At 64.0% G+C, this 24,079-nt stretch carries 20 protein-coding genes; 10 read left to right on the plus strand and 10 right to left on the minus strand.

The features are described 5' to 3' along the window. Positions 1-16: 16 nt before the first annotated feature. Positions 17-688, minus strand: a complete 672-nt coding sequence (locus IVB45_RS01335) for an OmpA family protein (RefSeq protein ID WP_247363157.1) — start codon at positions 686-688, stop codon at positions 17-19. Positions 689-834: 146 nt separating this feature from the next. Further along, entirely contained in the window at positions 835-2,340 is a 1,506-nt protein-coding gene (locus IVB45_RS01340; RefSeq protein ID WP_247363156.1) for a caspase family protein, read from the minus strand. A gap of 372 nt (positions 2,341-2,712) precedes the next feature. Here IVB45_RS01340 and IVB45_RS01345 point away from each other — a divergent pair, with 372 nt between their 5' ends. Next, on the plus strand, positions 2,713-3,519 hold the full coding sequence (locus IVB45_RS01345) for an N-acyl homoserine lactonase family protein (protein WP_247363155.1): 807 nt from the start codon (positions 2,713-2,715) through the stop codon (positions 3,517-3,519). On the opposite strand, the gene IVB45_RS01350 is transcribed toward IVB45_RS01345, so the two are convergent. Further along, the gene (locus IVB45_RS01350) at positions 3,520-4,062 is read right to left on the minus strand and encodes a MarR family transcriptional regulator (RefSeq protein WP_247363154.1); all 543 of its coding nucleotides are present in this window, start codon (positions 4,060-4,062) and stop codon (positions 3,520-3,522) included. A gap of 110 nt (positions 4,063-4,172) precedes the next feature. Between IVB45_RS01350 and IVB45_RS01355 the strand changes: the two genes are divergently transcribed. From IVB45_RS01355 to fahA, 5 genes are all read left to right on the plus strand, one after another. Further along, the gene (locus IVB45_RS01355; protein ID WP_247363153.1) at positions 4,173-5,813 is read left to right on the plus strand and encodes an FAD-dependent oxidoreductase; all 1,641 of its coding nucleotides are present in this window, start codon (positions 4,173-4,175) and stop codon (positions 5,811-5,813) included. 13 nt (positions 5,814-5,826) lie between these two features. Beyond that, positions 5,827-6,054, plus strand: a complete 228-nt coding sequence (locus IVB45_RS01360) for a DUF2783 domain-containing protein (RefSeq protein ID WP_247363152.1) — start codon at positions 5,827-5,829, stop codon at positions 6,052-6,054. A gap of 19 nt (positions 6,055-6,073) precedes the next feature. After that, complete coding sequence (locus IVB45_RS01365) at positions 6,074-7,036, plus strand: MBL fold metallo-hydrolase (RefSeq protein ID WP_247363151.1); 963 nt, start codon at positions 6,074-6,076, stop codon at positions 7,034-7,036. Further along, positions 7,033-8,379: a homogentisate 1,2-dioxygenase gene (hmgA, locus tag IVB45_RS01370; RefSeq protein WP_247363150.1), complete on the plus strand. Its 1,347-nt coding sequence runs from the start codon at positions 7,033-7,035 to the stop codon at positions 8,377-8,379. The genes IVB45_RS01365 and hmgA overlap by 4 nt, the downstream gene beginning before the upstream one ends. 176 nt (positions 8,380-8,555) lie before the next feature. After that, positions 8,556-9,830 carry a fumarylacetoacetase gene (gene fahA, locus IVB45_RS01375; protein WP_247363149.1) on the plus strand — a complete coding sequence of 425 codons (1,275 nt, stop codon included), beginning with the start codon at positions 8,556-8,558 and terminating at the stop codon, positions 9,828-9,830. Positions 9,831-9,964: 134 nt separating this feature from the next. Here fahA and IVB45_RS01380 read toward each other — a convergent pair whose 3' ends face one another. Both IVB45_RS01380 and IVB45_RS01385 read right to left on the minus strand, forming a co-directional pair. Beyond that, positions 9,965-10,276 (minus strand): DUF1272 domain-containing protein, encoded by a 312-nt coding sequence (locus IVB45_RS01380; protein ID WP_247363148.1) that lies wholly within the window; start codon positions 10,274-10,276, stop codon positions 9,965-9,967. A 75-nt stretch (positions 10,277-10,351) separates the two neighbouring features. Beyond that, complete coding sequence (locus IVB45_RS01385; protein WP_247363147.1) at positions 10,352-10,831, minus strand: Lrp/AsnC family transcriptional regulator; 480 nt, start codon at positions 10,829-10,831, stop codon at positions 10,352-10,354. Positions 10,832-10,952: 121 nt separating this feature from the next. On the opposite strand from IVB45_RS01385, the gene hppD reads away from it, so the two are divergent. After that, entirely contained in the window at positions 10,953-12,068 is a 1,116-nt protein-coding gene (gene hppD, locus IVB45_RS01390; protein WP_247363201.1) for a 4-hydroxyphenylpyruvate dioxygenase, read from the plus strand. Positions 12,069-12,259: 191 nt separating this feature from the next. Here the strand turns inward: hppD and IVB45_RS01395 are convergent, their stop codons facing one another. From IVB45_RS01395 to IVB45_RS01410, 4 genes are all read right to left on the minus strand, one after another. Then, positions 12,260-13,372 carry a CaiB/BaiF CoA-transferase family protein gene (locus IVB45_RS01395; protein WP_247363146.1) on the minus strand — a complete coding sequence of 371 codons (1,113 nt, stop codon included), beginning with the start codon at positions 13,370-13,372 and terminating at the stop codon, positions 12,260-12,262. Between the two features lie 207 nt (positions 13,373-13,579). Beyond that, the gene (locus tag IVB45_RS01400) at positions 13,580-14,380 is read right to left on the minus strand and encodes a xanthine dehydrogenase family protein subunit M (protein WP_247363145.1); all 801 of its coding nucleotides are present in this window, start codon (positions 14,378-14,380) and stop codon (positions 13,580-13,582) included. 13 nt (positions 14,381-14,393) lie between these two features. Further along, complete coding sequence (locus IVB45_RS01405; protein ID WP_247363144.1) at positions 14,394-16,736, minus strand: xanthine dehydrogenase family protein molybdopterin-binding subunit; 2,343 nt, start codon at positions 16,734-16,736, stop codon at positions 14,394-14,396. A gap of 84 nt (positions 16,737-16,820) precedes the next feature. Further along, positions 16,821-17,306, minus strand: coding sequence for a (2Fe-2S)-binding protein (locus tag IVB45_RS01410; RefSeq protein ID WP_007599059.1), 486 nt, complete (start codon positions 17,304-17,306; stop codon positions 16,821-16,823). A 351-nt stretch (positions 17,307-17,657) separates the two neighbouring features. On the opposite strand from IVB45_RS01410, the gene IVB45_RS01415 reads away from it, so the two are divergent. Together IVB45_RS01415 and IVB45_RS01420 are read left to right on the plus strand one after the other, a co-directional pair. Beyond that, entirely contained in the window at positions 17,658-19,697 is a 2,040-nt protein-coding gene (locus IVB45_RS01415; RefSeq protein ID WP_027568324.1) for a HAMP domain-containing methyl-accepting chemotaxis protein, read from the plus strand. Positions 19,698-19,881: 184 nt separating this feature from the next. Beyond that, on the plus strand, positions 19,882-21,915 hold the full coding sequence (locus tag IVB45_RS01420) for a HAMP domain-containing methyl-accepting chemotaxis protein (protein WP_247363143.1): 2,034 nt from the start codon (positions 19,882-19,884) through the stop codon (positions 21,913-21,915). A gap of 155 nt (positions 21,916-22,070) precedes the next feature. Here IVB45_RS01420 and IVB45_RS01425 read toward each other — a convergent pair whose 3' ends face one another. Beyond that, positions 22,071-22,409 (minus strand): DUF3175 domain-containing protein, encoded by a 339-nt coding sequence (locus tag IVB45_RS01425; RefSeq protein ID WP_027568042.1) that lies wholly within the window; start codon positions 22,407-22,409, stop codon positions 22,071-22,073. 182 nt (positions 22,410-22,591) lie between these two features. Here IVB45_RS01425 and IVB45_RS01430 point away from each other — a divergent pair, with 182 nt between their 5' ends. Continuing rightward, positions 22,592-24,079: an MFS transporter gene (locus IVB45_RS01430; RefSeq protein WP_247363142.1), complete on the plus strand. Its 1,488-nt coding sequence runs from the start codon at positions 22,592-22,594 to the stop codon at positions 24,077-24,079.

Here is a 24,079-nt window from a genome sequence, read left to right on the forward strand (position 1 = left end):
AAGGATTACGTCGTGCTCACTTCGATGCGGTGGTCTTGTTTTCCATGTTGACGACCTGCACGCGACGATTGACCTCGGCCATCGGCTGGGCCGGGTCCTTCAGCTTGCTCTTGCCGTAGCCGACGGTGACGAGGTCGGTCGCGGAGATGCTGTACTTGTCGACCAAATAGCGCTTGATCGAATCCGCGCGGCGCTCCGACAGGTCCTGATTGTAGCTCTCGCCGCCGGCGGCGTCAGTGTGGCCGGCGACCACGAAGGTCGAGCCCTTCAGGTCGGGGCTGGTCAGCGCGCGGCCGAGCGCCTGGACCGAGGCAAGCGATTTCGCGCTGATATTGGCCGAGTTGTAGTCGAACGTGATTTCCAGATCGATGTTCGGCTTGTCCTTGGCCGCCGACGCGATTTCTTCACGCTCGACCGACGAAAGCGAGCGTGTCGAGCGGCCGCGCACGGACTGGATCAGCTTGGACTCAGCCGCACTCGGTGCGGGATCGGCCTGCGGAGCGATCGAGAGGCCGCGCGTCAGCGGCTTTTTCGGCGGCGGCGCCAGCGCGCGGACGATCTCGTCCTCGGTGACGTTCTTGCTGTTGCCGTCGTCGCCGGCGAAGGCAAGCGGGATCGTCAGCGACAGCGCGGCGCCGACGGTGATGATGGACAGGATTGCGGTAAGTCCTTTTGCAGCCAATCTCATAGCCAGTCCCTCCTGCGCAGCCAGCTGGCGCGGTTCGAAAATCCTGCAGTAAGCCGCCCCGAAAAGGCGGGCGGCGGCATCCGTTCAATTAGTCTTCGCCCGGCCGTCGCGGGTTCGAGGCACATCGGCCCCGATTCAAAAAAATATCAACGCACTCCGTAGCTTGCGAATTCCTGAACAATGTTCGGGTCCATCGCCTTGGCATTGGCGATGTCGAGCGCACCTTCCTGCGCCGAGCCGTTGCGCTGCTTGGCGATCCCGCGTCCGAACAGCGAGGAGGTCAGGCGCGGATTGATCCTCAGGGCGGCCTCGAAATCGGCGATGGCGTTCTTCACCGCCCCCGATTTCAGATTGACGAGCCCCCGGCTGTCCAGCGCGTCGACGAAGTTCGGCCGCAGCCGCAGGGCCTCGTTGCAATCCTTCAGCGCGCCCTGGAGGTCGCCGACCACGGTGCGGGTCCAGCAGCGATTGTTCAGAGCCTCGACGTCCTTCGGGTTGATCCGGAGCGTCTCGTCAAAATCCTTGATGGCCAGGCTGTAGGCGCCCTTGCTGGCATAGACCTGACCGCGCCGGTAAAGCGCGTTCACGTCATCCGGATTGGCCGCGATCTTGGCGGTCAGCCCCTTGATGGTGGGGTCCTCGGCCAGGACGGCCGCGCTCGGCCCGCTCTCCATGCTCGGAGCGGTCGCGGGATCGGCCGGAATCACAGGCGGAGGCGGCGGTGGTGCCGGTGGCAAGGCAGCCTCGACCTGCGGCTTCGGTGACGGAGCGGGCGCGGCCACTGTGTCGGCCGGTTTCGGCGGCGGAGGCGGTGAAGGTGCGGGCGGGGCCGGCTGCGGGTTGTTCGCGACGACCGGCGGCGGCGCGGGAGGCGAAGTCGTTGTTGGGCGCGACCCACCGGCCCCTGGAATGAACGAGAAATCCTCGGCCAGTGAAGAGGAGATCCACGGTACCTGCTCGCCCCGGGAGGCACGGGTGACGCCCATCTTGGTGCGGTTCAGCGTCTCCTCGGCCATCAGGTCGGGGACGCGGATTTCCTTGAGGAGTTCCTGGACGAACAGGCTGTGCTCGCCGCCGGCGTCCGAGACCACCGAGGCCAGCGCCGCCGAATACATCACCAGCGTGCCGTTCGGCGCGATGACGGGGGTCAGGCCGGCCGAGAAGCTGCGGAACCGGCGCTCGAACGGGTTGCGCCTGGAGGCGTCGACCAGCGCGATCTTGACGCCGGCGCCGCGGGTGTTGAGCTCGCCGAGCACGGTTTCGAGGCTGATGCCGTCGCGCCGCACGTCGGATTCGGTCCAGATCTGCGCATCGATCGGCAGCAAATAGCTCTGCCGCGCGGACTGGATGCCGAAGCCGCTGAAGAACACCAGTGCCACCGACCCCGGCTTGATCTTGCCGTAGAGCTTGTCAAAGGCACGGCGCATGCCGTCACCGGTCAGGTTCTCACCGGTCTCGACGGAAAAGCCGTCGCGCTTGAGCTCGTCGGCGACGTCGCGCGCGTCGTTGAGCGGTTCCTTCAGGGGAGCGTCGGCGTCCGGGTATTTGGCGTTGCCGATGACCAGCGCAAAGCGATCGCCGGCCGCAAGTGACGGAGCGGTCGGGATGAGCGACACGAGCAAGGACAGAACGAAAAGCAGGCGAATTTTCATAATTAGCGCGATCCAGCCAAAAAGGCGCCGTTTCCAGCTTGCGCCGCGGCGACCTTAACTTACGCAATGTGCATTATCAAACCGGGGAAGGGGGGCGTCAACCGCTTGCGGATTCGGCGCGATCGCGACAATTGACCGCGACGCATGGGCATGTTGCGGGGGGAATAAACGGGCGGTCACGATTGCACGCGATGCATTCTGGTTGTCATTGCGGCTGCACGTTAGGGCAGCCATGGCGACAACAATGTGATTGGTCTCACATTGCGGACGGGCCTCCTTCGCAACCTGCGGTGTTTGACCTTTGCGGTGGACGATGGCTTGGTGCGGTCGATCGCCCTGAAGGTGCATCCACAAAAGAGCAAGATCAAAACCATGGGAAACGCCTACGAAATCTACGCCCTGCGCTACGCGACGATGTCGCCGCGCACGCCCAACATGAACTTCCTCGCGCCCGACCCGCATGACAGCGCGGCGCAGGACCTCGACTATTTCGTCTGGCTGATTCGCGGCAACGGCCGCGACATCCTGGTCGATACCGGCTTCAATGCCGAGGAAGCGTCCGCGCGGGCCCGCAAGCTGACGCTCAATCCGGTCGACGCGCTGGAGCGCTTTGGTGTCGCGGCGTCGAGCATTCGCGATATCATCGTGACGCATCTGCATTACGACCACGCCGGCAATCTGGACCGCTTCCCGAACGCGCGCTTCCATATCCAGGAGCGCGAGATGGCCTACGCGACGGGGCGCTGCATGTGCAACGGACTGCTGCGACATCCGTTCTCGGTCGAGCACGTCACCCAGATGGTCCGCCATGTCTATGGCGAGCGCGTCAATTTCTATTCCGGCGACGGCGAGGTCGCGCCCGGCGTCACCGTGCACCGCGTCGGAGGCCATTCGGACGGCTTGCAGGTGGTGAGGGTCGAGACTGCGCGCGGGCCCGTGGTACTGGCGTCCGATGCCGCGCATTATTACGCAAATCTCCAGCGCCGGAGCCCATTCCCGATCGTCTACAATGTTGGCGACATGGTGGTTGGCTGGGAGACCATTGAGCGTCTCGCCGGCCATCCGGACCGGTTCATTCCCGGCCACGACCCGATCGTGACGGAAATCTATCCGCGCGCCAGCGACCAGGGCGATGTCTGGGCCCTGCATTTGCCGCCGTCGCGATCGTTCGCAAAGTGATCAATACGCCTGCTTGGCGTCGGCCTCTTCGCTGGTCTGGATCAAATCGAGGCTCTGCTCGATCTTGCCGAGCAGCGTCGATAGCTGTTTGCGCTCCTGCGTGGAGAGGCAGGCGAGAATCTCGTCTTCCCGCCGCAGCAATTGCGGAAACAGCTCCTCGTAGAGCGTGCGGCCTTTCCTCGTCAGTCGCAGGCGGAATTCGCGGCGATCGGCTTCGTTCTCGACGCGCTCAATCAAACCGTGCTGCAGCAGCATGGTCACCGCGCGGCTGATGGTGGATTTGTGCGTGCGGGTGCATTGCGCGACGTACTGCGCGCTGCAGGCATCGTTGCGGAAGCCGAGCGTCGCGATCACGCGCCAGGCCGGGATGTCGAGGCCGTGGCGTTCCTGATATTCGACCGAAAGAGCGGCGCTGACCTCCGCCGCGAGCCGGTTGAGGCGGAACGGCACGAACCTGAACAGGTCAAGCCGTGTTTGTGGCCGCGCTGAGGCCGCATCGGCCTCACGTGTCTTCAGCGCGATGTCGCTGGATGTCCTCGCCAAGGAGAGCGCTCCGAATTCCAGTTGACGGCCGGCCGGCTCCGGTCCAAAATAGTTGCACGTGAGACTATCTAGCAGATCAGTCCTCTTCTGACCAGAGCCGAGGTTAGCGCATGGCGCAGGCCAATACGCATCAGGCCAAAACCCAGTTCGGCTATCGCCGCCACCCCGATCAGGATCGTCCCGGGCAGGGCGCGGCGGAACATCCCGTGGTGATCGTCGGCGCTGGCCCGGTCGGGCTGTCGCTGGCGATCGACCTTGCCCAGCGCGGCCAGCACGTCGTCCTTCTGGATGATGCTGATCGCATCGGAGAGGGCTCCCGCGCAATCTGCTTCTCGAAACGGTCGCTGGAATATTGGGACCGGCTCGGCGTCGGCGACCGCATGGTCGACAAGGGCGTGGTCTGGAGCGTCGGCCGCATCTTCCACGGCGAGCAGCAGCTCTACCAGTTCAATCTGCTGCCGGACGACGGCCACAAGCGGCCGGCCTTCATCAATCTCCAGCAATATTACGCCGAGGCCTATCTGGTCGACCGCATCAGCGATCTGCCCGAGATCAACCTGCGCTGGCGCAACAAGGTGACGGCGCTGGAGCGCCGCAACGATTCCGTCGCGCTGACGATCGAGACGCCGGAGGGCGCCTATCGCCTGCACGCGCAATATGTCGTCGCCTGCGACGGCGCGCGCTCTTCGCTGCGGCAGATGGTGGGCGCCGACTTCGCGGGACAGGTGTTCGAGGACCAGTTCCTGATCGCCGACGTCAAGATGACCGCGGAATTCCCGACCGAGCGCTGGTTCTGGTTCGATCCGCCGTTTCATGCCGGGCGGTCGGCGTTGCTGCACAGGCAGCCTGACGATGTCTGGCGCATCGACCTTCAGCTCAATCGCTATGCCGACCCCATCGTCGAGAAGAAGCCCAAGAACGTGCGGCCGCGGATTGCGCGCATGCTCGGCCACGACAAGTTCGAGTTCGAGTGGATCTCGCTCTACAAATTCCAGTGCCGGCGGATGGACCGCTTCGTCCATGGCCGCGTGATCTTTGCAGGCGATTCCGCGCACCAGGTCTCGCCGTTCGGCGCGCGCGGCGCCAATTCGGGACTCGAGGACGCCGAAAACCTCTCCTGGAAACTCGACCGCGTGCTGCGCGGCGCCTCACCCGCGAGCCTGCTCGAGAGTTATCATGTTGAGCGCAGCCTGGCGGCCGACGAGAACATCCGTGAATCCACCCGCTCGACCGACTTCATGGCGCCGAACTCGCATCAGGAAGCGCGGCTGCGCAAGGCGGTGCTGTCGTTGGCCAAGGAAACGGAGTTCGGCAAGCGCATGGTCAATGGCGGGCGGCTCTCGGTGCCGTGCAGCTATGACTCGCCGCTGTCATCGCCCGATGCGGATGCGTGGCGCGGTGGCCCGCTCCCGGGTTGCTCGATGCTCGATGCTCCCGTTACGACGCGCGCGGGCGAGCAAGGCTATTTGACGGATGCGTTCCGCAAGGGTGGGACGGATTTCACTTTGCTGTCGTTCAGCAATGGCGCGGCGATTGAGGCGCCTGTTGGTGTGAAGGACATCTGCATCGGCGGTGAGGACGGGCTCGCAGATCCGTCGGGGCTCACCGCAAAGCGCTATGATGCGGAACCAGGCTCAGCCTACTTACTCAGGCCGGACGGCTACGTTGCAGCGCGCTTCCGCCACCCCACGCGCGCTGGCGTCGCGGCGGCGCTGTCGCGGGCCCAAGGCGTGAATTCAGGATTGGCTTGAATTGAGGATTCGCATGCCGCTCTCGACCAGCTCCAACTTCGCGCGACCCGACGACGCCTTTCGCGCCATCGTGGAGGCGCATCGTGGCTTCACCGACGAGCAAAGCGCCGATTTCGACTCGGCGCTGGTGCTGATCCTTGCCAACCATATCGGCGATATCGACGTGCTGCGAGAGGCGATCCTGCTCGCCAAGCGGCGCATGATCGACGGCCAGCAGCAGCAACAGCAACAACAGCAATAATGTCCAAAGGAACGAATTGATGGCGAAGAACTTCGCATCCACCGGCGACCTCTCCGAGAAGAAGATCACCTTCTCCGAGATTGGCACCGATCTCTACGCCTTCACCGCGGAGGGCGATCCGAACACCGCGATCATCGTCGGCGACGACGGCTGCCTGGTGTTCGACGCCCAGTCGACGCCGGCGATGGCCAACAAGGTGATCGAGCGCGTCCGTACCGTCACCGACAAGCCGATCAAATATGTCGTGCTGTCGCATTATCACGCCGTGCGCGTGCTCGGTGCCTCCGCCTACAAGGCGCAGGGCATCGTCGCCTCGCAGGAGACCTATCGCTTGATCGAGGAGCGTGGCCAGCAGGATTGGGATTCCGAGTATGGCCGCTTTCCGCGCCTGTTTCAGGACGCCCAAAGCATTCCCGGCCTGACCTGGCCGACGCTGACCTTCGAAGGCGAGATGTCGATCTATCTCGGCAAGCGCGAGGTGCGCCTGATGCAGCTTGGCGCCGGCCACACCTCGGGCGACATCGTCGCCTGGGTGCCCGATGCCGAGGTGATGTTCTCCGGTGACCTGATCGAATACCACTCGGCCTGCTATTGCGGCGACGCGCATTTGCGCGAATGGCCGCTGACGCTGAACGAGATCCGCAACTTCAATCCAAAGGCGATCGCGCCGGGCCGCGGCGATGCGTTGAAGGGTGTCGCCACGGTGCGCGAAGCCATCGCGATGACGCGCGACTTCGTCACCTCGCTCTACGGTGCCGCCGAAATCTCGGTGGCCAAGCGCCGCACGCTGAAGGAATCGATGGCCGCTACGCGCGAGGTCATGGATCCGAAATTTTCGAGCTTCGCCATCTACGAGCACTGTCTGCCGTTCAACGTGTCGCGTGCCTATGACGAGGCGTCGGGAATCGACGACCCCGTGATCTGGACCGACAAGCGCGACCAGGAGATGTGGGCCGCCCTGCAAGGAGGAGGATCATCATGAACATCAATACCTCGCCCGATCAGATCATTCGCAGCACGGCCCAGGTCATGCCGGGCTACATGTCCGGCTTCGGCAACAGCTTTGAGACCGAGGCGCTGCCGGGCGCGCTGCCGATCGGGCGCAACTCGCCGCAGCGCTGTGCCTACGGTCTCTATGCCGAGCAGCTTTCCGGCTCTCCCTTCACCGCGCCGCGCGGCAGCAACGAGCGCTCCTGGCTCTATCGTATTCGCCCGTCGGTGAAACATTCGGGTCGCTTCGAGAAGGCCGACGGCGGCCTGTGGCGCTCGGCACCGTGCCATGAAAACGATCTGCCGATCGCGCAATTGCGCTGGGATCCGGCGCCGATCCCGAAGGAGGACATGACATTCCTCCAGGGCGTGCAGACCATGACGACGGCCGGTGACGTCAACACCCAGGCTGGCATGGCCGCGCATGTTTATCTCATCACCAAGTCGATGGTGGACCAGCACTTCTACAATGCCGACGGCGAACTGATGTTCGTGCTGCAGCAGGGCAATCTTCGCATCGTCACCGAGTTCGGTCGCATCGATGCCGAGCCCGGTGAGATCGTGGTGATGCCGCGCGGCGTCAAATTTCGCGTCGAGATTCCGAACGGGCCGGCGCGCGGCTATCTCTGCGAAAACTACGGCGGCGCCTTCACGCTGCCGGAGCGCGGGCCGATCGGCGCCAACTGCCTCGCCAATGCCCGCGACTTCCTGACACCGGTCGCGCACTACGAGGACAAGGACACGCCGACTGAGCTGTTCGTGAAGTGGGGCGGTGCGCTGTTCAAGACGCAGTTGCCCCACTCGCCGATCGACGTCGTCGCCTGGCACGGCAATTACGCGCCGTACAAATATGATCTGCGTAGCTTCTCGCCGGTCGGCGCGATCGGCTTCGATCATCCCGATCCATCGATCTTCACCGTGCTGACCTCGCCGTCGGAGACCGCGGGCACGGCGAACATCGATTTCGTGATCTTCCCCGAGCGCTGGATGGTCGCCGACAACACCTTCCGCCCGCCGTGGTATCACATGAACATCATGAGCGAGTTCATGGGCCTGATCTACGGCGTCTACGACGCCAAGCCGCAAGGTTTCGTGCCGGGCGGCATGAGCCTGCACAATTGCATGCTGCCGCACGGCCCCGATCGCGATGCCTTCGAGCACGCCAGTAATGGCGAGCTGAAGCCGGTGAAGCTGACCGGCACCATGGCTTTCATGTTCGAGACCCGCTACGCGCAGCGCGTCACCGCGCACGCCGCGAATTCCGCGACGTTGCAGGACGACTACGCGGATTGCTGGAAGGGTCTGGAAAAGCGGTTCGATCCGAGCAAGCCGTAGCCTTCTTACCCTCTCCCCTTGTGGGAGAGGGTGGCTCGCCGCATAGCGGCGAGACGGGTGAGGGGTCTCTCTCCCCACATGAGCCTCTCGCAGTATCAATTGTCGATACAACCCCTCATCCGGCGCTTCGCGCCACCTTCTCCCACAAGGGGAGAAGGAAAAAGGACTGGCGAAAAGTGACAACGCACCCCAACTACCCCAGCCTCCGCTCCTTCATCGACGTCGATCCCGCCTCCGATTTCCCGATCCAGAACCTGCCTTACGGCGTGTTCTCGACCGCGGCCAATCCGACTCCCCGCGTCGGCGTGGCGATCGGCAACTACGTGCTCGATCTCTGGGAGCTCGAGCAGGATTCGCGGCTCGACGTCGGCCCGCTCGGCGTGTTCTCGACGCCGTCGCTCAATGCTTTCATGGCGTTGGGGCCAAAGGTCTGGACGAAGACGCGGGCGCGGATCAGCGAGCTGCTGCGCCACGATCATCCAGAACTGCGCGACAACGAGGAGTTGCGCAAGCAGGCTCTGGTGCCGATGCGCGATGCGAAACTGCATCTGCCATTTGCAGTCTCCGGCTACACCGATTTCTATTCGTCGAAAGAACACGCCACCAATGTCGGCGTGATGTTCCGTGGCAAGGACAATGCGCTGCAGCCGAACTGGCTCCATATGCCGATCGCCTACAACGGCCGTGCCTCGACCGTCGTGGTCTCCGGCACCAAGGTGAAGCGCCCGCGCGGGCAGCTCAAGCCGCCGAATGTGGAGGCGCCGAGCTTCGGACCGTGCAAGCGGCTCGATTTCGAGCTGGAGATGGGCGTGGTGGTCGGGCAGCCGTCGCCGATGGGCGGGATGCTCACGGAGCAGCAAGCTGAGGAGATGATCTTCGGTTTCGTGCTGCTCAACGACTGGAGCGCGCGCGATATCCAGCAATGGGAATATGTGCCGCTCGGCCCGTTCCTCGCCAAGGCGTTCGCGACCTCGATCAGCCCGTGGGTGGTGACGCGCGAGGCGCTGGAGCCGTTTCGCCTGAGCGGGCCGGAGCAGGAGCCGGTGCCGCTCGACTACCTCAAGCAGGGCAAGCCGCAGAACTACGATCTGGCGCTCGACGTCTCCTTGCGTGCCGCCGGAGCCAACGTGCCGGCCGGTATCAGCCGTACCAATTTCAAGTACATGTACTGGTCCTCGGTGCAGCAGCTGATGCACCACGCCTCCTCCGGCTGCGCCATGAATGTCGGAGATCTCCTGGGCAGCGGCACCATTTCCGGCCCGGAGAAGAACCAGCGCGGCAGCCTGCTGGAGATCAGCTGGAACGGCACCGAGCCGGTCGAATTGCCCGGCGGCATCAAGCGGTCATTCCTGGAAGACGGCGACAGCCTCGTCATGCGCGGCTGGTGTCAGGGCGAAGGCTATCGCGTCGGGTTTGGGGAGGTCGAGGGGACGATTCTGGCGGCGGAGTAATGGCAGGGGAGTGATGGGACACTGTATCCACATCCTCCGTCATTGCGAGCGAAGCGAAGCAATCCAGGGTCTTTCCGCAGCGGCAGTCTGGATTGCTTCGTCGCAAGGGCTCCTCGCAATGACGTGGAGAGAGTTCACCGCTTCTCCGGCGGTACATCCTTGACCCGCGCGCAATGCGCCGCGACGTCCTCCAGGCTGTACTTCAGATGCACCCGCTTGTCCGACGGCGCCTGGTTGCTCGTGCACACGCCCGGTCGCCATTGCTGCGTTGGCCTGATCGGTCGCGGCGCAAAACCTCCGCCGCAGTTCGGGCAGACGTTGGAGAGCTTCGTCTCCACGCAGTCGGCGCAGAACGTGCATTCATAGGAGCAGATCCGCGCATCGGTTGCGTTTGGCGCCAGGTCGCGGTCGCAATATTCGCAGTTCGGTCGAAGCTGGAGGGCCATGGCTCAGTCTCCGCAGATTTGGCGGGGATCATCGCAGATCGCGCGCGCAACGCGAATGCCGGATTTCCCTCGATTTCAGCCGGGTTTGATTTCTTTCAGCGGCAGACGCGTGCTTTCCTTCAGCCTGTCGAGCACGATCGATGAGCGCACATGCGCCACGCTCTGGTGCGGCATCAGCACGTCGTTGACGAGATTGGAGAGTCCCTTCAGGTCGCGCAACACGGCTTTCAGCACATAGTCGGCGTCGCCCGTGAGCGAATAGGCCTCCTGGATCTCGTCGATTCGATTGACCAGCGCTCGGAACCGTTTCGAATTGTCCGGCGAGTGCGTCGCCAGCGTCACCTGGATGAAGGCGACCACGCCGAAGCCGAGGGCCTCGCTGGAGAGATCGGCGTGATAGCCTGATATCACCTTCTCCTCCTCCAGCCGCATCCGTCGCCGCGAGCATTGCGAGGCCGAGAGTCCCGCGAGGTCGGCCAGTTCCTGGTTGGTGAGGCGGCCGTCGTCCTGGAGCGCACTCAGGATCTTGAGGTCGAAGGCATCCACCAAAGTCATGCGCAATTGTCCCGTTTTATGCACAGATCGTGCGCAGGATAGCCAAATGACGTCCCATTTGCACGCTCATTGCAGGCGCCATGAAGGATAGTTCATGGCAGCAGCAATTTGGGAGAGCACCATGGGTCCGTTTCCGCACGATGCACCGCCGGCCACGATCAGCGCCAACAATCCGATGGGCACCGACGGGTTCGAGTTCGTCGAATATGCGCATCCCGATCCGGAACAGCTGCACGCCCTGTTCAAGCTGATGGGCTATGCGGCCGTCGCGCACCACGGAACGAAGAAGATCACGGTCTATCGCCAGGGCGACATCAATTATCTCGTCAACGAGGAGCCCGGCACCCACGGTCACGATTTCGTCGCCGCCCACGGCCCCTGTGCGCCGTCGATGGCGTTTCGCGTCGTCGATGCCAAGAAGACATATGACCGTGCGTTATCGCTCGGTGCCGAGCCTGCGGATGTGTCCTCCGCGCAGAAGACGCTCGACGTCCCCGCGATCAGGGGCATCGGCGGCAGCCTGCTCTATTTCGTCGATCGCTATGGCGTCAAGGGTTCGGCCTATGACAACGAGTTCGAATGGCTCAGCGCGCGCGATCCACGTCCCGCCGGCGCCGGCCTGTTCTATCTCGATCACCTCACCCACAACGTCCATCGCGGCCGCATGGACGTGTGGACCGGCTTCTACGAGAAGCTCTTCAACTTCCGCCAGATCCGCTTCTTCGATATCGAGGGCCGCGCCTCAGGCCTGTTCTCGCGCGCGCTGACGAGCCCCGACGGCAAGATCCGGATTCCGATCAACGAGGACGCCGGCGATTCCGGCCAGATCGAGGAATATCTCAATATCTATCGCGGCGAAGGCATCCAGCACATCGCCTGCGGCTGCCGTGACATTCACCGCACTATCGAGGACTTGCGCGAAGCGGGCCTGCCCTTCATGCCAGCGCCGCCCGAGACCTATTTCGAGCGGATCGACGCGCGGTTGCCGAAGCATGGCGAGGACGTCGCGCGCCTGCAGAAGAACGGCATCCTGATCGACGGCGAAGGCGTCGTCGACGGCGGTCAGACCAAGGTGCTGCTGCAGATCTTCTCGGCCAATGCGATCGGCCCCATCTTCTTCGAGTTCATCCAGCGCAAGGGCGACGACGGTTTTGGCGAGGGCAATTTCAAGGCGCTGTTCGAATCGATCGAGGAGGACCAGATCCGGCGTGGGGTGCTGAAGGTGGATGCGGCGTAAGTCGCGCACTTTACGTACACTGCCACATCAAAACAGGTGTCGTCCCGGCGAAGGCCGGGACCCATACCGCGTGATTTATCGATCTGATCGGTGAGGGTACCGAACTCCGAGTCTTCGCCAAACCACTCCCTGTGGTTATGGGTCCCGGCCTTCGCCGGGACGACAGCGGAGGTTGTTGTAACGGCGGGGGTCTAACGCCCCGCCTTCCACGCCTTCGTCACTGCGCCGATCTCCGCTCCTTCCGGCTCGCGCACCGCCGATGGCGTCCGTGAAAAGCGCGGCGCCGGCGCCGGCTGCTTGACGCCGTGGCGCTCGACGAACACCTGTCGGGCGACCATATGCGGATGCTCGGTTGCTTCCGACATGGTCAGCACCGGCGCAAAGCAGATGTCGGTGCCTTCCATGATCTTGCACCAGTCCTCGCGCGTCTTGCTCTTGAACACCGTCTTCAGTTTTTCCTTCAGCGCGGGCCAGGCCTTGCGGTCCATCTGCGCGTCGAAATCGGCGTCGGTCAGGCCGGCGTGCTCGCGCAGCAGCGCGTAGAATTGCGGCTCGATCGAGCCGATTGAGACGAAATGGCCGCAGGCGCATTCATAGACGCCGTAGAAATGTGCGCCGCCGTCGAGGAAGTTCTCGTTGCGGCCTTCGGTCCAGCGGCCGAGCGTGGTCATGTCGAAGAAGAACGACATCAGCGATGCCGCGCCGTCGCACATCGCGGCATCGACGACCTGACCCTTGCCTGACCGCGAGGCCTCCAAGAGCGCTGCAAGCACGCCGACGACGAGGTAGAGCGCGCCGCCGCCGAAATCGCCGACCAAATTGAGCGGCGGCACCGGCGCCTCCTTCGTGCCGATCGCGGCGAGCGCGCCGGTGATGGAGATGTAGTTGATGTCGTGGCCGGCGGCATTGGCGAGCGGGCCTTGCTGGCCCCAGCCGGTCATGCGGCCGTAAACCAGCTTTGGATTGCGCGCGAACACGACGTCAGGCCCGAGGCCGAGCCGCTCCATCACGCCGGGACGGAAACCCTCGACCAGCGCGTCGGCATTCGCAAGCAGATCCAGCACCTCCGCGATCGCCGTCTTGTCCTTGAGGTCGAGCTCGACCACCTTGCGGCCGCGGCCTGCGACGGACTTCATGCTCTTCCTGGCGCCGACACGATCGAGCGTGACGACTTCGGCGCCCATGTCGGCCAGCAACATGCAGGCGAACGGGCCGGGTCCAATGCCGGCGAATTCGACGATGCGGAAACCTGCGAGCGGGCCGGAGGTGCGAACGGAGGAGGTGGGGGCTGATTTGTCGAGCAATCGTTGTTTCCTCGGGTCGCGGGCGGATGCCGATTGTTCGGCAATCGCCTCGGACATTCCTCTGTGGGCGAGTTAATTGGCTGATTAACTTTTCTCGCCTTCACGCCAGCGAGGCAAGCGGTTTTCGTGCCGCACGGCCAAATAAAAACGGCGCGCACCGAAGTGCGCGCCGCGGAAGATTTGTGTTGAGGCGCTAAAGCGCGATCATCAGCGTGCGGCAGCCACCGCGCGCTGCGCCATCACCTTGATGAGGTTGGCGCGGTACTCCGCCGTGCCGTGGATGTCGGCCAGCAGATTGCTCGCCGAGATGCTCACGCCATCGATCGCCGACGGTGACCAATTCGCCTTCAGCGCCGTTTCGATGGCCGCGACCCGCATCACGCCGCTTTGCGAGGCGCCGGTGGCGGCTACCCGAATCTCGCCCGACTTCGTCTGCGCGACGAACACGCCGGTCAGCGCGAAGCGAGACGCAGGGTGGCGCATCTTTTCGTAGCCTGCCTTCGCCGGAACCGGGAACGACACGGCGGTGATAAGCTCGCCGTCCTCCAGCGCCGTCGTGAACATGCCCTGGAAGAAGTCATCCGCCGTGATCGACCGCTTGTTGGTCTTCACGGTGGCGCCAAGCGCGAGCAGCGCGGCGGGAAAATCCGCCGCGGGATCGTTGTTGGCGATCGAGCCGCCGATCGTGCCGCGATAGCGCACGGCGGGGTCGCCGAGCACCGAGGTGAGATAGGCGATTGCGGGGATCGCCTTCTTCACATCGGCATTCTGCATGATGTCGAAATAGGTCGTGCCGGCCTTGATGGTCAGCACGTCGCCCGAGAGCTCGACGCCCTGCAGCTCCTTGATCTTGCCGAGGTCGATGACGTCGGTCGGGCTGGCGAGGCGTTGCTTCATCACCGGCAGCAGCGTCTGGCCGCCGGCGAGGAACTTTGCTTCGCTGCTCTTGGAAAACAGGGCGACGGCTTCGTCAACCGAGGACGCGCGATGATAAACGGTCTGGTACATCTTCGTTCCTCCCTTAAGCCGCGTGGATCGTGCGCCACACCCTGTCAGGGGTTGCGGGCATTTCCAGATTGTTCTTGCCGATCGCATCCGTGATCGCATTGATCACGGCCGCTGACGCCCCGATCGCGCCGGCCTCGCCGCAACCCTTGATGCCCAAGGGATTGCCCGGGCACAGCGTCGTGGTGTGGGAGAGGTTGAACGAGGGAACGTCGTCGGCGCGCGGCATGGCGTAGTCCATGAACGAGGCCGTGACCGGCTGCCCGTTGGCGTCGTAGATCGCGTGCTCGAGCAACGCTTGTCCGATGCCTTGCACAAGACCGCCATGGACCTGGCCTTCGACGATCATCGGGTTGATCAGCCGGCCGAAATCGTCGGCCGCGACGAAGTTGACGAAGGAGGTCTTGCCCGTGCCGGGATCGACCTCGAGCTCGCAGATGTATGTGCCGGCCGGGAAGGTGAAGTTGGTCGGATCGTAGAAGGCGCTCTCCTTCAGGCCCGGCTCCATCCCGTCAGGCAGATTGTGCGCGGTGTAGGCTGCGAGCGCGACCATCGGGAAGGCGATCGCCTTGTCAGTGCCGGCCACCTTGAACTCGCCGTTCTCGATGACGATGTCGCCTTCCGAGGCTTCCAGCGCATGCGCGGCGATTTTCTTGGCTTTGGATTCCATCTTCTCCATCGCCTTCAGGATCGCGGTGAGGCCGACGGCCGCGGAGCGCGAGCCGTAGGTGCCCATGCCGAACTGCACCTTGTCGGTGTCGCCATGGACGATCGAGACCTGGCTGATGGGAACGCCGAGACGCTCCGCAACGAGCTGGCAGAACGTGGTCTCGTGACCCTGGCCGTGGCTGTGTGATCCCGTCAGGACCTCGATGGTGCCGACCGGGTTGACGCGGACTTCGGCGGATTCCCAAAGACCGACGCCGGCGCCCAGGCTGCCGACGGCCTTCGACGGCGCGATGCCGCAGGCCTCGATGTAGCAGGACACGCCAATGCCGCGCAGCTTGCCGTCGGCCTTCGCCTTGGCTTTGCGCCCGGCAAAGCCGGCATAGTCGATCGCCTTCATCGCGGCGTCGAGCGAGGCGTTAAAGTCGCCGGTATCATAAGCCATGATCACCGGCGTCTGGTGCGGGAACTGGGTGATGAAGTTGGTCCGGCGCAGCGCGGCCGGATCGACCTTCAACTGCCGCGCCGCCGTCTCCATCAGACGTTCGATCAGATAGCTCGCCTCGGGGCGGCCGGCGCCGCGGTAGGCGTCGACTGGCGTCGTGTTGGTGTAGACCCCGACCACCTCGGCATGAATCGCCGGGATGTTGTACTGGCCCGACAGCAGCGTCGCGTAGAGATAGGTCGGCACCGACGACGAGAACAGCGACATGTAGGCGCCGAAATTGGCGAAGGTCTTCACCTTCAATCCGGTGATCTTGTTGTTGGCGTCGAACGCCATCTCGGCATGAGTGACATGGTCGCGGCCATGCGCATCGGTGAGGAAGGCCTCGGTGCGGTCGCCGGTCCATTTCACGGGACGGCCGACCTTTTTCGAGGCCCACAGCGCCACCATCTCTTCGGGATAGATGAAGATTTTCGAGCCGAAGCCGCCGCCGACATCGGGTGCGATCACGCGCAGCTTGTGCTCGGGGGCGATGTTGTAGAACGCCGACAGCACGAGGCGGGCGACGTGCGGATTCTGCGACGTCGTGTAGAGCGTGAAGTGCTCTTCCGCCGAATCGTAGTCGGCGATCGCGGCGCGCGGCTCCATTGCGTTCGGCGCGAGGCGGTTGTTGGTGACGTCGAGCTTCACCACGTTGGCGGCCTTGGCGAAGGCTGCATCGGTGGCGCCCTCGTCGCCGATCACCCAGTCATAGACCTGGTTGCCGGGAGCTTCGGGATGCAACTGCGGCGCGCCGGACTTGATCGCGGCGTGGACGTCGGCGACCGCTGGCAGCTCTTCGTAGTTCACGACCACGGCTTCGGCCGCGTCGCGTGCGAGATTTTTGGTCTCGGCGATCACGACCGCGACGGCCTGACCGACGAAGCGCACCGTCTCCGGCGCCATCGCCGGCCATGCGCCCATCTTCATCGGGCTGCCGTCCTTGGAGGTGATGGCCCAGCCACAGATGAGGTTGCCGACCTTGTCGTCGACGATCTCTTGTCCAGTGAGCACCGCGACCACGCCCGGCATCTTCAGCGCGGCGGAGGAATCGATTCCCTTCACCTTGGCATGCGCGTGCGGGCTGCGGATGAAATGGGCATGGGTCATGCCCTGCAATTTGATGTCGTCGACGTAGCGGCCCTTGCCGGTAATAAAACGCTTGTCTTCCTTGCGCACGACGCTCGCGCCAATGCCTTCAACACCCATGTCTGGTCCTCCCGATCGGAATTTGTCTTGACCGCGCTTTCCCTCGAAAGCAGCGGCAATGGTTCTTATATCGAGGCGCGCCGCTTACTCGGCTGCCTGCGAGACCTTCATGCGGCCTGCCGCGTCCAGCACGGCTTTGACGATGTTGTGGTAGCCGGTGCAGCGGCAGATATTGCCTTCGAGCTCGTGGCGGACGGTGGCCTCGTCGAGCTGGCCGCCATAGCGGTGCACGATATCGATCGCCGACATGATCATGCCCGGCGTGCAATAGCCGCACTGCAGGCCGTGATTGTCGCGGAAGGCCGCCTGCATGGGGTGCAGCTCGTCGCCCTTGGCGATGCCTTCGATCGTGGTGATGCTGGCGCCGTCGGCCTGTCCCGCCAGCATGGTGCAGGATTTGACCGCCTTGCCGTCCATATGGACGACGCAGGCGCCGCACTGGCTGGTGTCGCAGCCGACGTGGGTTCCGGTGAGGTTGAGGTGGTCGCGCAGCAGCTGAACCAGCAGCGTGCGGTCCTCGACGTCAACGGCAACAGCCTTGCCGTTCACCGTCAGTTTGACTGTAGACACGGTTGAAGTCCTCCCGGGGTCGATTTTGATTGTTTCTAATTAGAGACAGCGACCCGGAACTTTGCAACTACGATTTTGGTCGCCCGCGTCATGGAAAAGTCATTGATCCAGAATGCCCAACATTGGTTGGGGGGGCGAGTCGGCCAGATCGGGTGCGGCGCCGGGGCGCAGCTGGGATGCCAGCCTCTATATCCTAGCGCGGTTCGCCTTTTCAGTTCGCTGGGCTGATAGAGCCTGAACTCTGCGGCCCACCGAATTTACCGCCCCTTATCGATTCTGCCTTAGTTTTGCGCAGCCAGGTCAGGGGGCGGGGCGCCACCGGATCTCGGCTGAATGAAAATGGGGGTGGGAATGTCCGGGCGTATCGCGTCGTCGTCGAAGCGCACAATAATGCCGACCCTCAGGTTCCGCGCCAAGATCATTCTGGGCTTTGCCGCGGTGCTGGTGATCTCCGCCGGCAGCATGGCTTTCTCCTATTTTGGCTTCGAGCGGGTCTCGTCCGGGGTCGGGTCCTACCGCAGCAGCGTCACCGAGGCCGATCTCGCCCGTAATATCGACCGGGAGCTGCTCGCCTATCGCTCGGCCGTCAAATATTTCGTCGTCACCGGCAAGGAGGACGACGCCAAGACGGCGCTGGACGCGGAGACCGGCCTGAAGGGCGCCATCGACCAGGCGGTCAAGAGCGCCAAGAAGCCGGCGCGGCAGGAAAGTCTGGGCAAGCTCTCCAAGGAGTTTTCCAACTTCTCCGCGACCTTCGCAAAAGTCCTCCAGGCCAAGCGTGACAGCACGCTGCTGGTGCAGAACCAGCTCACGCGCAACGCCAACCTCCTGAAATACAAGCTCGACGACATCGGCAACAATGCCTCCGATTCCGAGGCGCAGGCGATCGAGTTCGGAACCAAGCAGGTCAACGCCCAATTCCAGACCGCGAATGCGGCGGCGACCAATTTCGTGCTGACGTCCGACCAGACGATTGCTACCAGCGCGCTGGCGCGGCTGAAATTCGTCGAGAACTCGCTCAACGCAGTCTATTCGATGGACGACAAGATCGTCGCCGGCCTGAAGGATGCCAGGGGATTGCTCGGCGCCTATCGGGAATCGCTGGAAAAACTGATCGCCAACGCCAAGATGATCGACGATCTCGTCACCGAGATGAGCGGTTCGGCCGGCGCGATCCTTCAGGGTGCTACCGCCATGAAGGCGGACCTCGTTGCCGAACAGCAGCGGCTGGAGTCCGAATCGGAAGCGACCATCGGGAAGACCGAGCAACTGGTGCTGATGCTGGCCGTCGGCGGCACGCTGCTCGGCGCGATCCTCGCTTTCCTGCTCGGCACCGGCATTTCGCGCCCGATGATCGCGATGTGCAAGGCGATGCGCGAGCTTGCCTCGGGCAATTTTGACGTCGTGCTGCCGGGCCTCGGGCGCAAGGACGAGATCGGCGAGATGGCCGGCGCGGTCGAAGAATTCAAGGTGCAGGCCGTGGCCAAGGCCGAGCGCGACGCCGCCGCCAACGAGGCCCAGAACAAGGAAGCGAGCGCTGCTCGCCGTTCCGAGCTGATTCGTTTCGCCGACGATTTCGAGAGCGCGGTCGGCGCCATCGTCTCCAACGTCTCGGCTTCCGCCGTGCAGCTGGAATCGGCGGCCTCGACGCTGACCCGCACCGCCGAGACCACGCAGAGCCTGTCGAGCCAGGTCGCCGACGTCTCCGAGCAGGCCTCCAGCAACATGCAGTCGGTCGCGACCGCGACGGAAGAGCTCTCGGCTTCGGTCGAGGAGATCGGCCGCCAGGTCCGCGATTCCAGCCGCATTGCCGAAGCTGCCGTGGTGCAGGCCAAGGAGACCGATAACCGCATCGGCAAGCTCTCGCATGCCGCCCAGCAGATCGGCGAAGTGGTCAAGCTCATCACGGCGATCGCCGAGCAGACCAATCTTCTGGCGCTCAACGCGACCATCGAGGCGGCGCGCGCCGGTGAAGCCGGCCGCGGCTTTGCAGTGGTCGCCAGCGAAGTGAAGTCGCTCGCGAGCCAGACCGCGAAGGCCACCGACGAGATCTCCTCGCACATCACGGGCATGCAAGGCGCCACCGCCGAGTCGGTTGCGGCGATCAAGGAGATCGGCGCGACCATCGGCCAGATCTCGTCGATCTCGACGTCGATTGCGAGCGCAGTGGAGCAGCAAGGCGCAGCGACGCAGGAAATCGCGCGCAGCGTCCAGACCGTCGCACAGGGTACTCAGACCGCTGCCACCGACATCGGCCAAGTCAACCGCGGCGCCGCCGAAACCGGCTCGGCCTCGGAAGAGGTGCTGCACTCGGCCAAGACACTGTCGTCCGAAAGCACGCGCCTGCGTGCCGAGCTCGACCGCTTCATGGGCAATATCCGGGCGGCGTAGCGGCATTCCCGCCAATGTCGTCCTGGCGAAAGCCAGGACGACGAGACCCTGCGTCACCTAACCGCCGGTTGCGGCGCCACAAATTTACCGCCGCTTATCCTTTGCCATTTACCGTGCTCACGCGTCAGGAAGCGGGCTGCTTCCGGGCTGCGCCTGGTTTTCCGCGAATGGAATGGGGTGGGGAATGCCCGTCAAGTCGAAGCCGACCACATCGAAGCTGCTCACCTTGCGTTTTCGCGCAAAAATCATTCTCGGCTTCGTGGCGGTGCTCGCCATCCTCGCCGTCAGCATGGCTTTCGCGTATTTCGGGTTCGAGCGGATCCAGGCCGCCGTGGCCTCCTACCGCTCCAGCGTCGCCGAAGCGGACCTTGCGCGGACGGTCGATCGCGAGCTGATCGCCTACCAGGGGTTGGCGCGGGCCTACACGCTGACCGGCGCGGCGGATGATGAGACCGCCGCCAAAGCGGCCGAAGAGAATTTGAGGGCCGCGATCGCCAAGTCTGCGGCGGCCACCACGGGCGCCGCGCGCCGCGAGCAGGTCGGCAGGCTCGAGGCCGACTTCAAGAGCTTTACCAAGGTGTTCGGCGAGATCATCACGTTGACGCGCGAGAACGGCAAGATCGCGACGGATGAGCTCAACAGCGTCGGCAACAAGATCCGCTTCAAGTTCGACGATCTTGCCGATACCGCGGCATTGGCGGGCCTGAACTCGGTTCAGGGCACGGCCAAGGACATCACATCGCAATACCTTGCGGTTTCCACCTCGGTCAGCGCCTTCGTCGCCAAGCCGGAGCCGAAGACCGCCGACGGCGTGACCGCCCGCATCAAATTCCTGGAGACCTTGCTGGTCTCGATCTATGCCAACGACCAGAAGATCACCGACCGCGTCACCGAGATCAGCAATCTCCTCAAGCAGTACCGCGCCTCCTTTTCGAAGCTGACCGAGAACGTGAAGGTCATCGTCAAGCTGAACGGCGACATGACCAAGACGGCCGCGTCCATTCTCAAGCTCTCGGGTGAGCTGCGGTCGGAGCTGACGGCGGATCAGCAGCGCATCGAGGTGAGCGCCAATGCCACCATCAGCGAGACCGAGCGGACGATGCTGATGATGGCGCTGGGCGGCCTCGCCATTGGCGCCGCGTTGGCCTGGATGCTGGGCAATGGCATTTCGCGTCCGATGATCGCGATGTGCAAGGCGATGCGCGAGCTTGCCGCGGGCAATTTCGACGTCGTGCTGCCGGGCCTGGGGCGCAAGGACGAGATCGGCGAGATGGCCGGCGCGGTCGAAGAATTCAAGGTGCAGGCCGTGGCCAAGGCCGAGCGCGACGCCGCCGCCAACGAGGCCCAGAACAAGGAAGCGAGCGCTGCTCGCCGTTCCGAGCTGATTCGTTTCGCCGACGATTTCGAGAGCGCGGTCGGCGCCATCGTCTCCAACGTCTCGGCTTCCGCCGTGCAGCTGGAATCGGCGGCCTCGACGCTGACCCGCACCGCCGAGACCACGCAGAGCCTGTCGAGCCAGGTCGCCGACGTCTCCGAGCAGGCCTCCAGCAACATGCAGTCGGTCGCGACCGCGACGGAAGAGCTCTCGGCTTCGGTCGAGGAGATCGGCCGCCAGGTCCGCGATTCCAGCCGCATTGCCGAAGCTGCCGTGGTGCAGGCCAAGGAGACCGATAACCGCATCGGCAAGCTCTCGCATGCCGCCCAGCAGATCGGCGAAGTGGTCAAGCTCATCACGGCGATCGCCGAGCAGACCAATCTTCTGGCGCTCAACGCGACCATCGAGGCGGCGCGCGCCGGTGAAGCCGGCCGCGGCTTTGCAGTGGTCGCCAGCGAAGTGAAGTCGCTCGCGAGCCAGACCGCGAAGGCCACCGACGAGATCTCCTCGCACATCACGGGCATGCAAGGCGCCACCGCCGAGTCGGTTGCGGCGATCAAGGAGATCGGCGCGACCATCGGCCAGATCTCGTCGATCTCGACGTCGATTGCGAGCGCAGTGGAGCAGCAAGGCGCAGCGACGCAGGAAATCGCGCGCAGCGTCCAGACCGTCGCGCAGGGCACTCAGACCGCCGCCACCGACATCGGCCAGGTCAACCGCGGCGCCGCCGAAACCGGCTCGGCCTCGGAAGAGGTGCTGCACTCGGCCAAGACACTGTCGTCCGAAAGCACCCGCCTGCGTGCCGAGCTCGACCGCTTCATGGGCAATATTCGGGCGGCGTAGGGGCATTCCCGCCAATGTCGTCCTGGCGACAGCCAGGACCCATTAGCCCAAGCAGCAGTTATCGGGCGAACTGCTCACTCCGAGTCATCGCCAAATTGCTCCCTGGGGTAATAGGTCCTGGATCGGCGCTGCGCTTGTCCAGGACGACGTGGCACTCACTCCCTCCCGAATGCCCGCTTCAGCTCCACCTTTGCCCGCTCCAGCCGCGTGCGCTGCGTCTGCGGCAGCGTCTTGCCGGCGCGGTTGATGTAGAACGTCAGCATCGACAGGGCCGAGCGGTAGGCGCCGGTCTTGCGGCGCGCGCTGTGCTCGGCCGAGCGCTTCAACGAGGTCGCGATCTTCTTCGCGCTGGTCAGCTTGAACACGCCTTGTTTGAGGTCGAGCGCGTCGCTCTCCTTCGTCACGCGCTGCGACCAGCGCTTCGGTGCGGCGCGTTTGGTGCTCTTGCGCGCCGCTGTTTTGCGAGAATGTGTCGTCTTTCTGACATGAGCCATGCGTCAACTCCTTGCGGCTCCAGCGAAAACCAGCGGCGCGAACGGTCGTTCCACGGGGAACCTGCCCTCGCCACAGACGTTGTGGCAGGTGGCAGGCGGAATGCCGCACCCCCTTGATCGGATCGCCCCCGTTCACGCCATGTGAACCGGGGCCATGTCCATTGGTCAGATGCAACAACGCGATGGAATTGCAGCGAAGCCCAGCGCCGAACGATGGACCTGTGGTCTCCACGGCGGCCGCGGCTGATCGCATTATCGAAACCAGCATTCCCGCACGACTTGACGCGCTGCCGTGGAGCGGCTTTCACACCCGCGTCGTGCTCGCGCTCGGCATCACCTGGATTCTGGATGGCCTCGAGGTGACGCTCGCCGGCGCGCTCTCCGGCGCGCTGAAGCAGAGTCCCACCCTGCATTTCTCCAATCTCGATCTCGGCGTTGCCAATTCCGCCTATCTCGCGGGTGCTGTGCTCGGCGCGCTCGGTTTTGGCTGGCTCACCGACCGCATCGGCCGCAAGAAGCTGTTCTTCATCACGCTCGCGCTCTATCTCTCGGCAACGGCCGCGACCGCTCTGTCATGGAATGTCGCGAGCTACGCGCTGTTTCGCTTCCTCACCGGTGCCGGCATCGGCGGCGAATACACCGCGATCAATTCCACCATCCAGGAACTGGTGCCGGCGCGCTATCGCGGCTGGACCGATCTCGTCATCAACGGCAGCTTCTGGATCGGTGCGGCCATGGGCGCTGTCGCGGCCATCGTGCTGCTCGATCCCGCGGTGATCGGCCCCGATCTCGGCTGGCGCCTCGCTTATCTCATCGGCGCGGCCATCGGCCTCGTCGTGCTCTTGATGCGGATGTGGATTCCGGAGAGTCCGCGCTGGCTGATGATCCACGGCCGTCCCGACCAGGCCCACGCCATCGTCGACGTGATCGAGCGCTCGGTGCTCGGACACGACCAGGATACGAGCGACGGGCGCTTCGCCAAGATCCGCCTGAAAATGCGGAGTCACACGCCGATCCGCGAGGTCGTGCACACGCTGTTCTCGGTCTACCGCCAGCGGGCGATGGTCGGCCTCGTGCTGATGATCGCGCAGGCTTTCTTCTACAACGCCATCTTCTTCACCTTTGCGCTGGTGTTGACAGATTTTTACGGCATCAGCGCCGATCATGTCGGCTGGTATCTGCTCCCCTTCGCCGCCGGCAATTTCCTCGGTCCGCTGCTGCTCGGTCGCCTGTTCGATACGCTCGGCCGCCGGACCATGATCATGTTCACCTATGGGACGTCTGGCCTGTTGCTCGCGCTGTCGGGTTATCTGTTCTCGATCGGCGCCTTGAGCGCGCAGGGGCAGACCATCGCCTGGATGGTGATCTTCTTCTTTGCCTCGCCCGCCGCGAGCGCCGCCTATCTCACCGTCAGCGAGACGTTTCCCTTGGAAGTCCGCGCGCTGGCGATCGCCGTATTCTATGCGGTCGGCACCGGCATCGGCGGCGTGATCGGCCCCGCGTTGTTCGGGGCGCTGATCGACACGGGATCACGCACGAGCGTGTTCGCAGGCTATTTGCTGGGGGCATTCCTGATGATCGCAGCCGCGATCGTGGCGTGGCGCTATGCCGTCTCGGCGGAGCGCAAATCGCTCGAAGAAATCGCGCGGCCGCTGGCTTCCATGGAGTAG

Origin of the sequence: Bradyrhizobium sp. 4 (assembly GCF_023100905.1) — a bacterium.
GTDB lineage: Bacteria > Pseudomonadota > Alphaproteobacteria > Rhizobiales > Xanthobacteraceae > Bradyrhizobium.

Excerpts from the sequence above, each read along its gene's own strand:
- IVB45_RS01365 (WP_247363151.1), top strand. The coding sequence starts at position 6,074 with ATGGCGAAGAACTTCGCATCCACCGGCGACCTCTCCGAGAAGAAGATC.
- hmgA (WP_247363150.1), top strand. The coding sequence starts at position 7,033 with ATGAACATCAATACCTCGCCCGATCAGATCATTCGCAGCACGGCCCAG.
- IVB45_RS01385 (WP_247363147.1), bottom strand. The coding sequence starts at position 10,831 with ATGACTTTGGTGGATGCCTTCGACCTCAAGATCCTGAGTGCGCTCCAG.
- IVB45_RS01345 (WP_247363155.1), top strand. The coding sequence starts at position 2,713 with ATGGGAAACGCCTACGAAATCTACGCCCTGCGCTACGCGACGATGTCG.
- IVB45_RS01355 (WP_247363153.1), top strand. The coding sequence starts at position 4,173 with ATGGCGCAGGCCAATACGCATCAGGCCAAAACCCAGTTCGGCTATCGC.
- IVB45_RS01405 (WP_247363144.1), bottom strand. The coding sequence starts at position 16,736 with ATGGGTGTTGAAGGCATTGGCGCGAGCGTCGTGCGCAAGGAAGACAAG.
- IVB45_RS01360 (WP_247363152.1), top strand. The coding sequence starts at position 5,827 with ATGCCGCTCTCGACCAGCTCCAACTTCGCGCGACCCGACGACGCCTTT.
- IVB45_RS01430 (WP_247363142.1), top strand. The coding sequence starts at position 22,592 with ATGGAATTGCAGCGAAGCCCAGCGCCGAACGATGGACCTGTGGTCTCC.
- hppD (WP_247363201.1), top strand. The coding sequence starts at position 10,953 with ATGGGTCCGTTTCCGCACGATGCACCGCCGGCCACGATCAGCGCCAAC.
- IVB45_RS01420 (WP_247363143.1), top strand. The coding sequence starts at position 19,882 with ATGCCCGTCAAGTCGAAGCCGACCACATCGAAGCTGCTCACCTTGCGT.
- IVB45_RS01415 (WP_027568324.1), top strand. The coding sequence starts at position 17,658 with ATGTCCGGGCGTATCGCGTCGTCGTCGAAGCGCACAATAATGCCGACC.
- IVB45_RS01425 (WP_027568042.1), bottom strand. The coding sequence starts at position 22,409 with ATGGCTCATGTCAGAAAGACGACACATTCTCGCAAAACAGCGGCGCGC.
- IVB45_RS01335 (WP_247363157.1), bottom strand. The coding sequence starts at position 688 with ATGAGATTGGCTGCAAAAGGACTTACCGCAATCCTGTCCATCATCACC.
- IVB45_RS01340 (WP_247363156.1), bottom strand. The coding sequence starts at position 2,340 with ATGAAAATTCGCCTGCTTTTCGTTCTGTCCTTGCTCGTGTCGCTCATC.
- IVB45_RS01400 (WP_247363145.1), bottom strand. The coding sequence starts at position 14,380 with ATGTACCAGACCGTTTATCATCGCGCGTCCTCGGTTGACGAAGCCGTC.
- IVB45_RS01380 (WP_247363148.1), bottom strand. The coding sequence starts at position 10,276 with ATGGCCCTCCAGCTTCGACCGAACTGCGAATATTGCGACCGCGACCTG.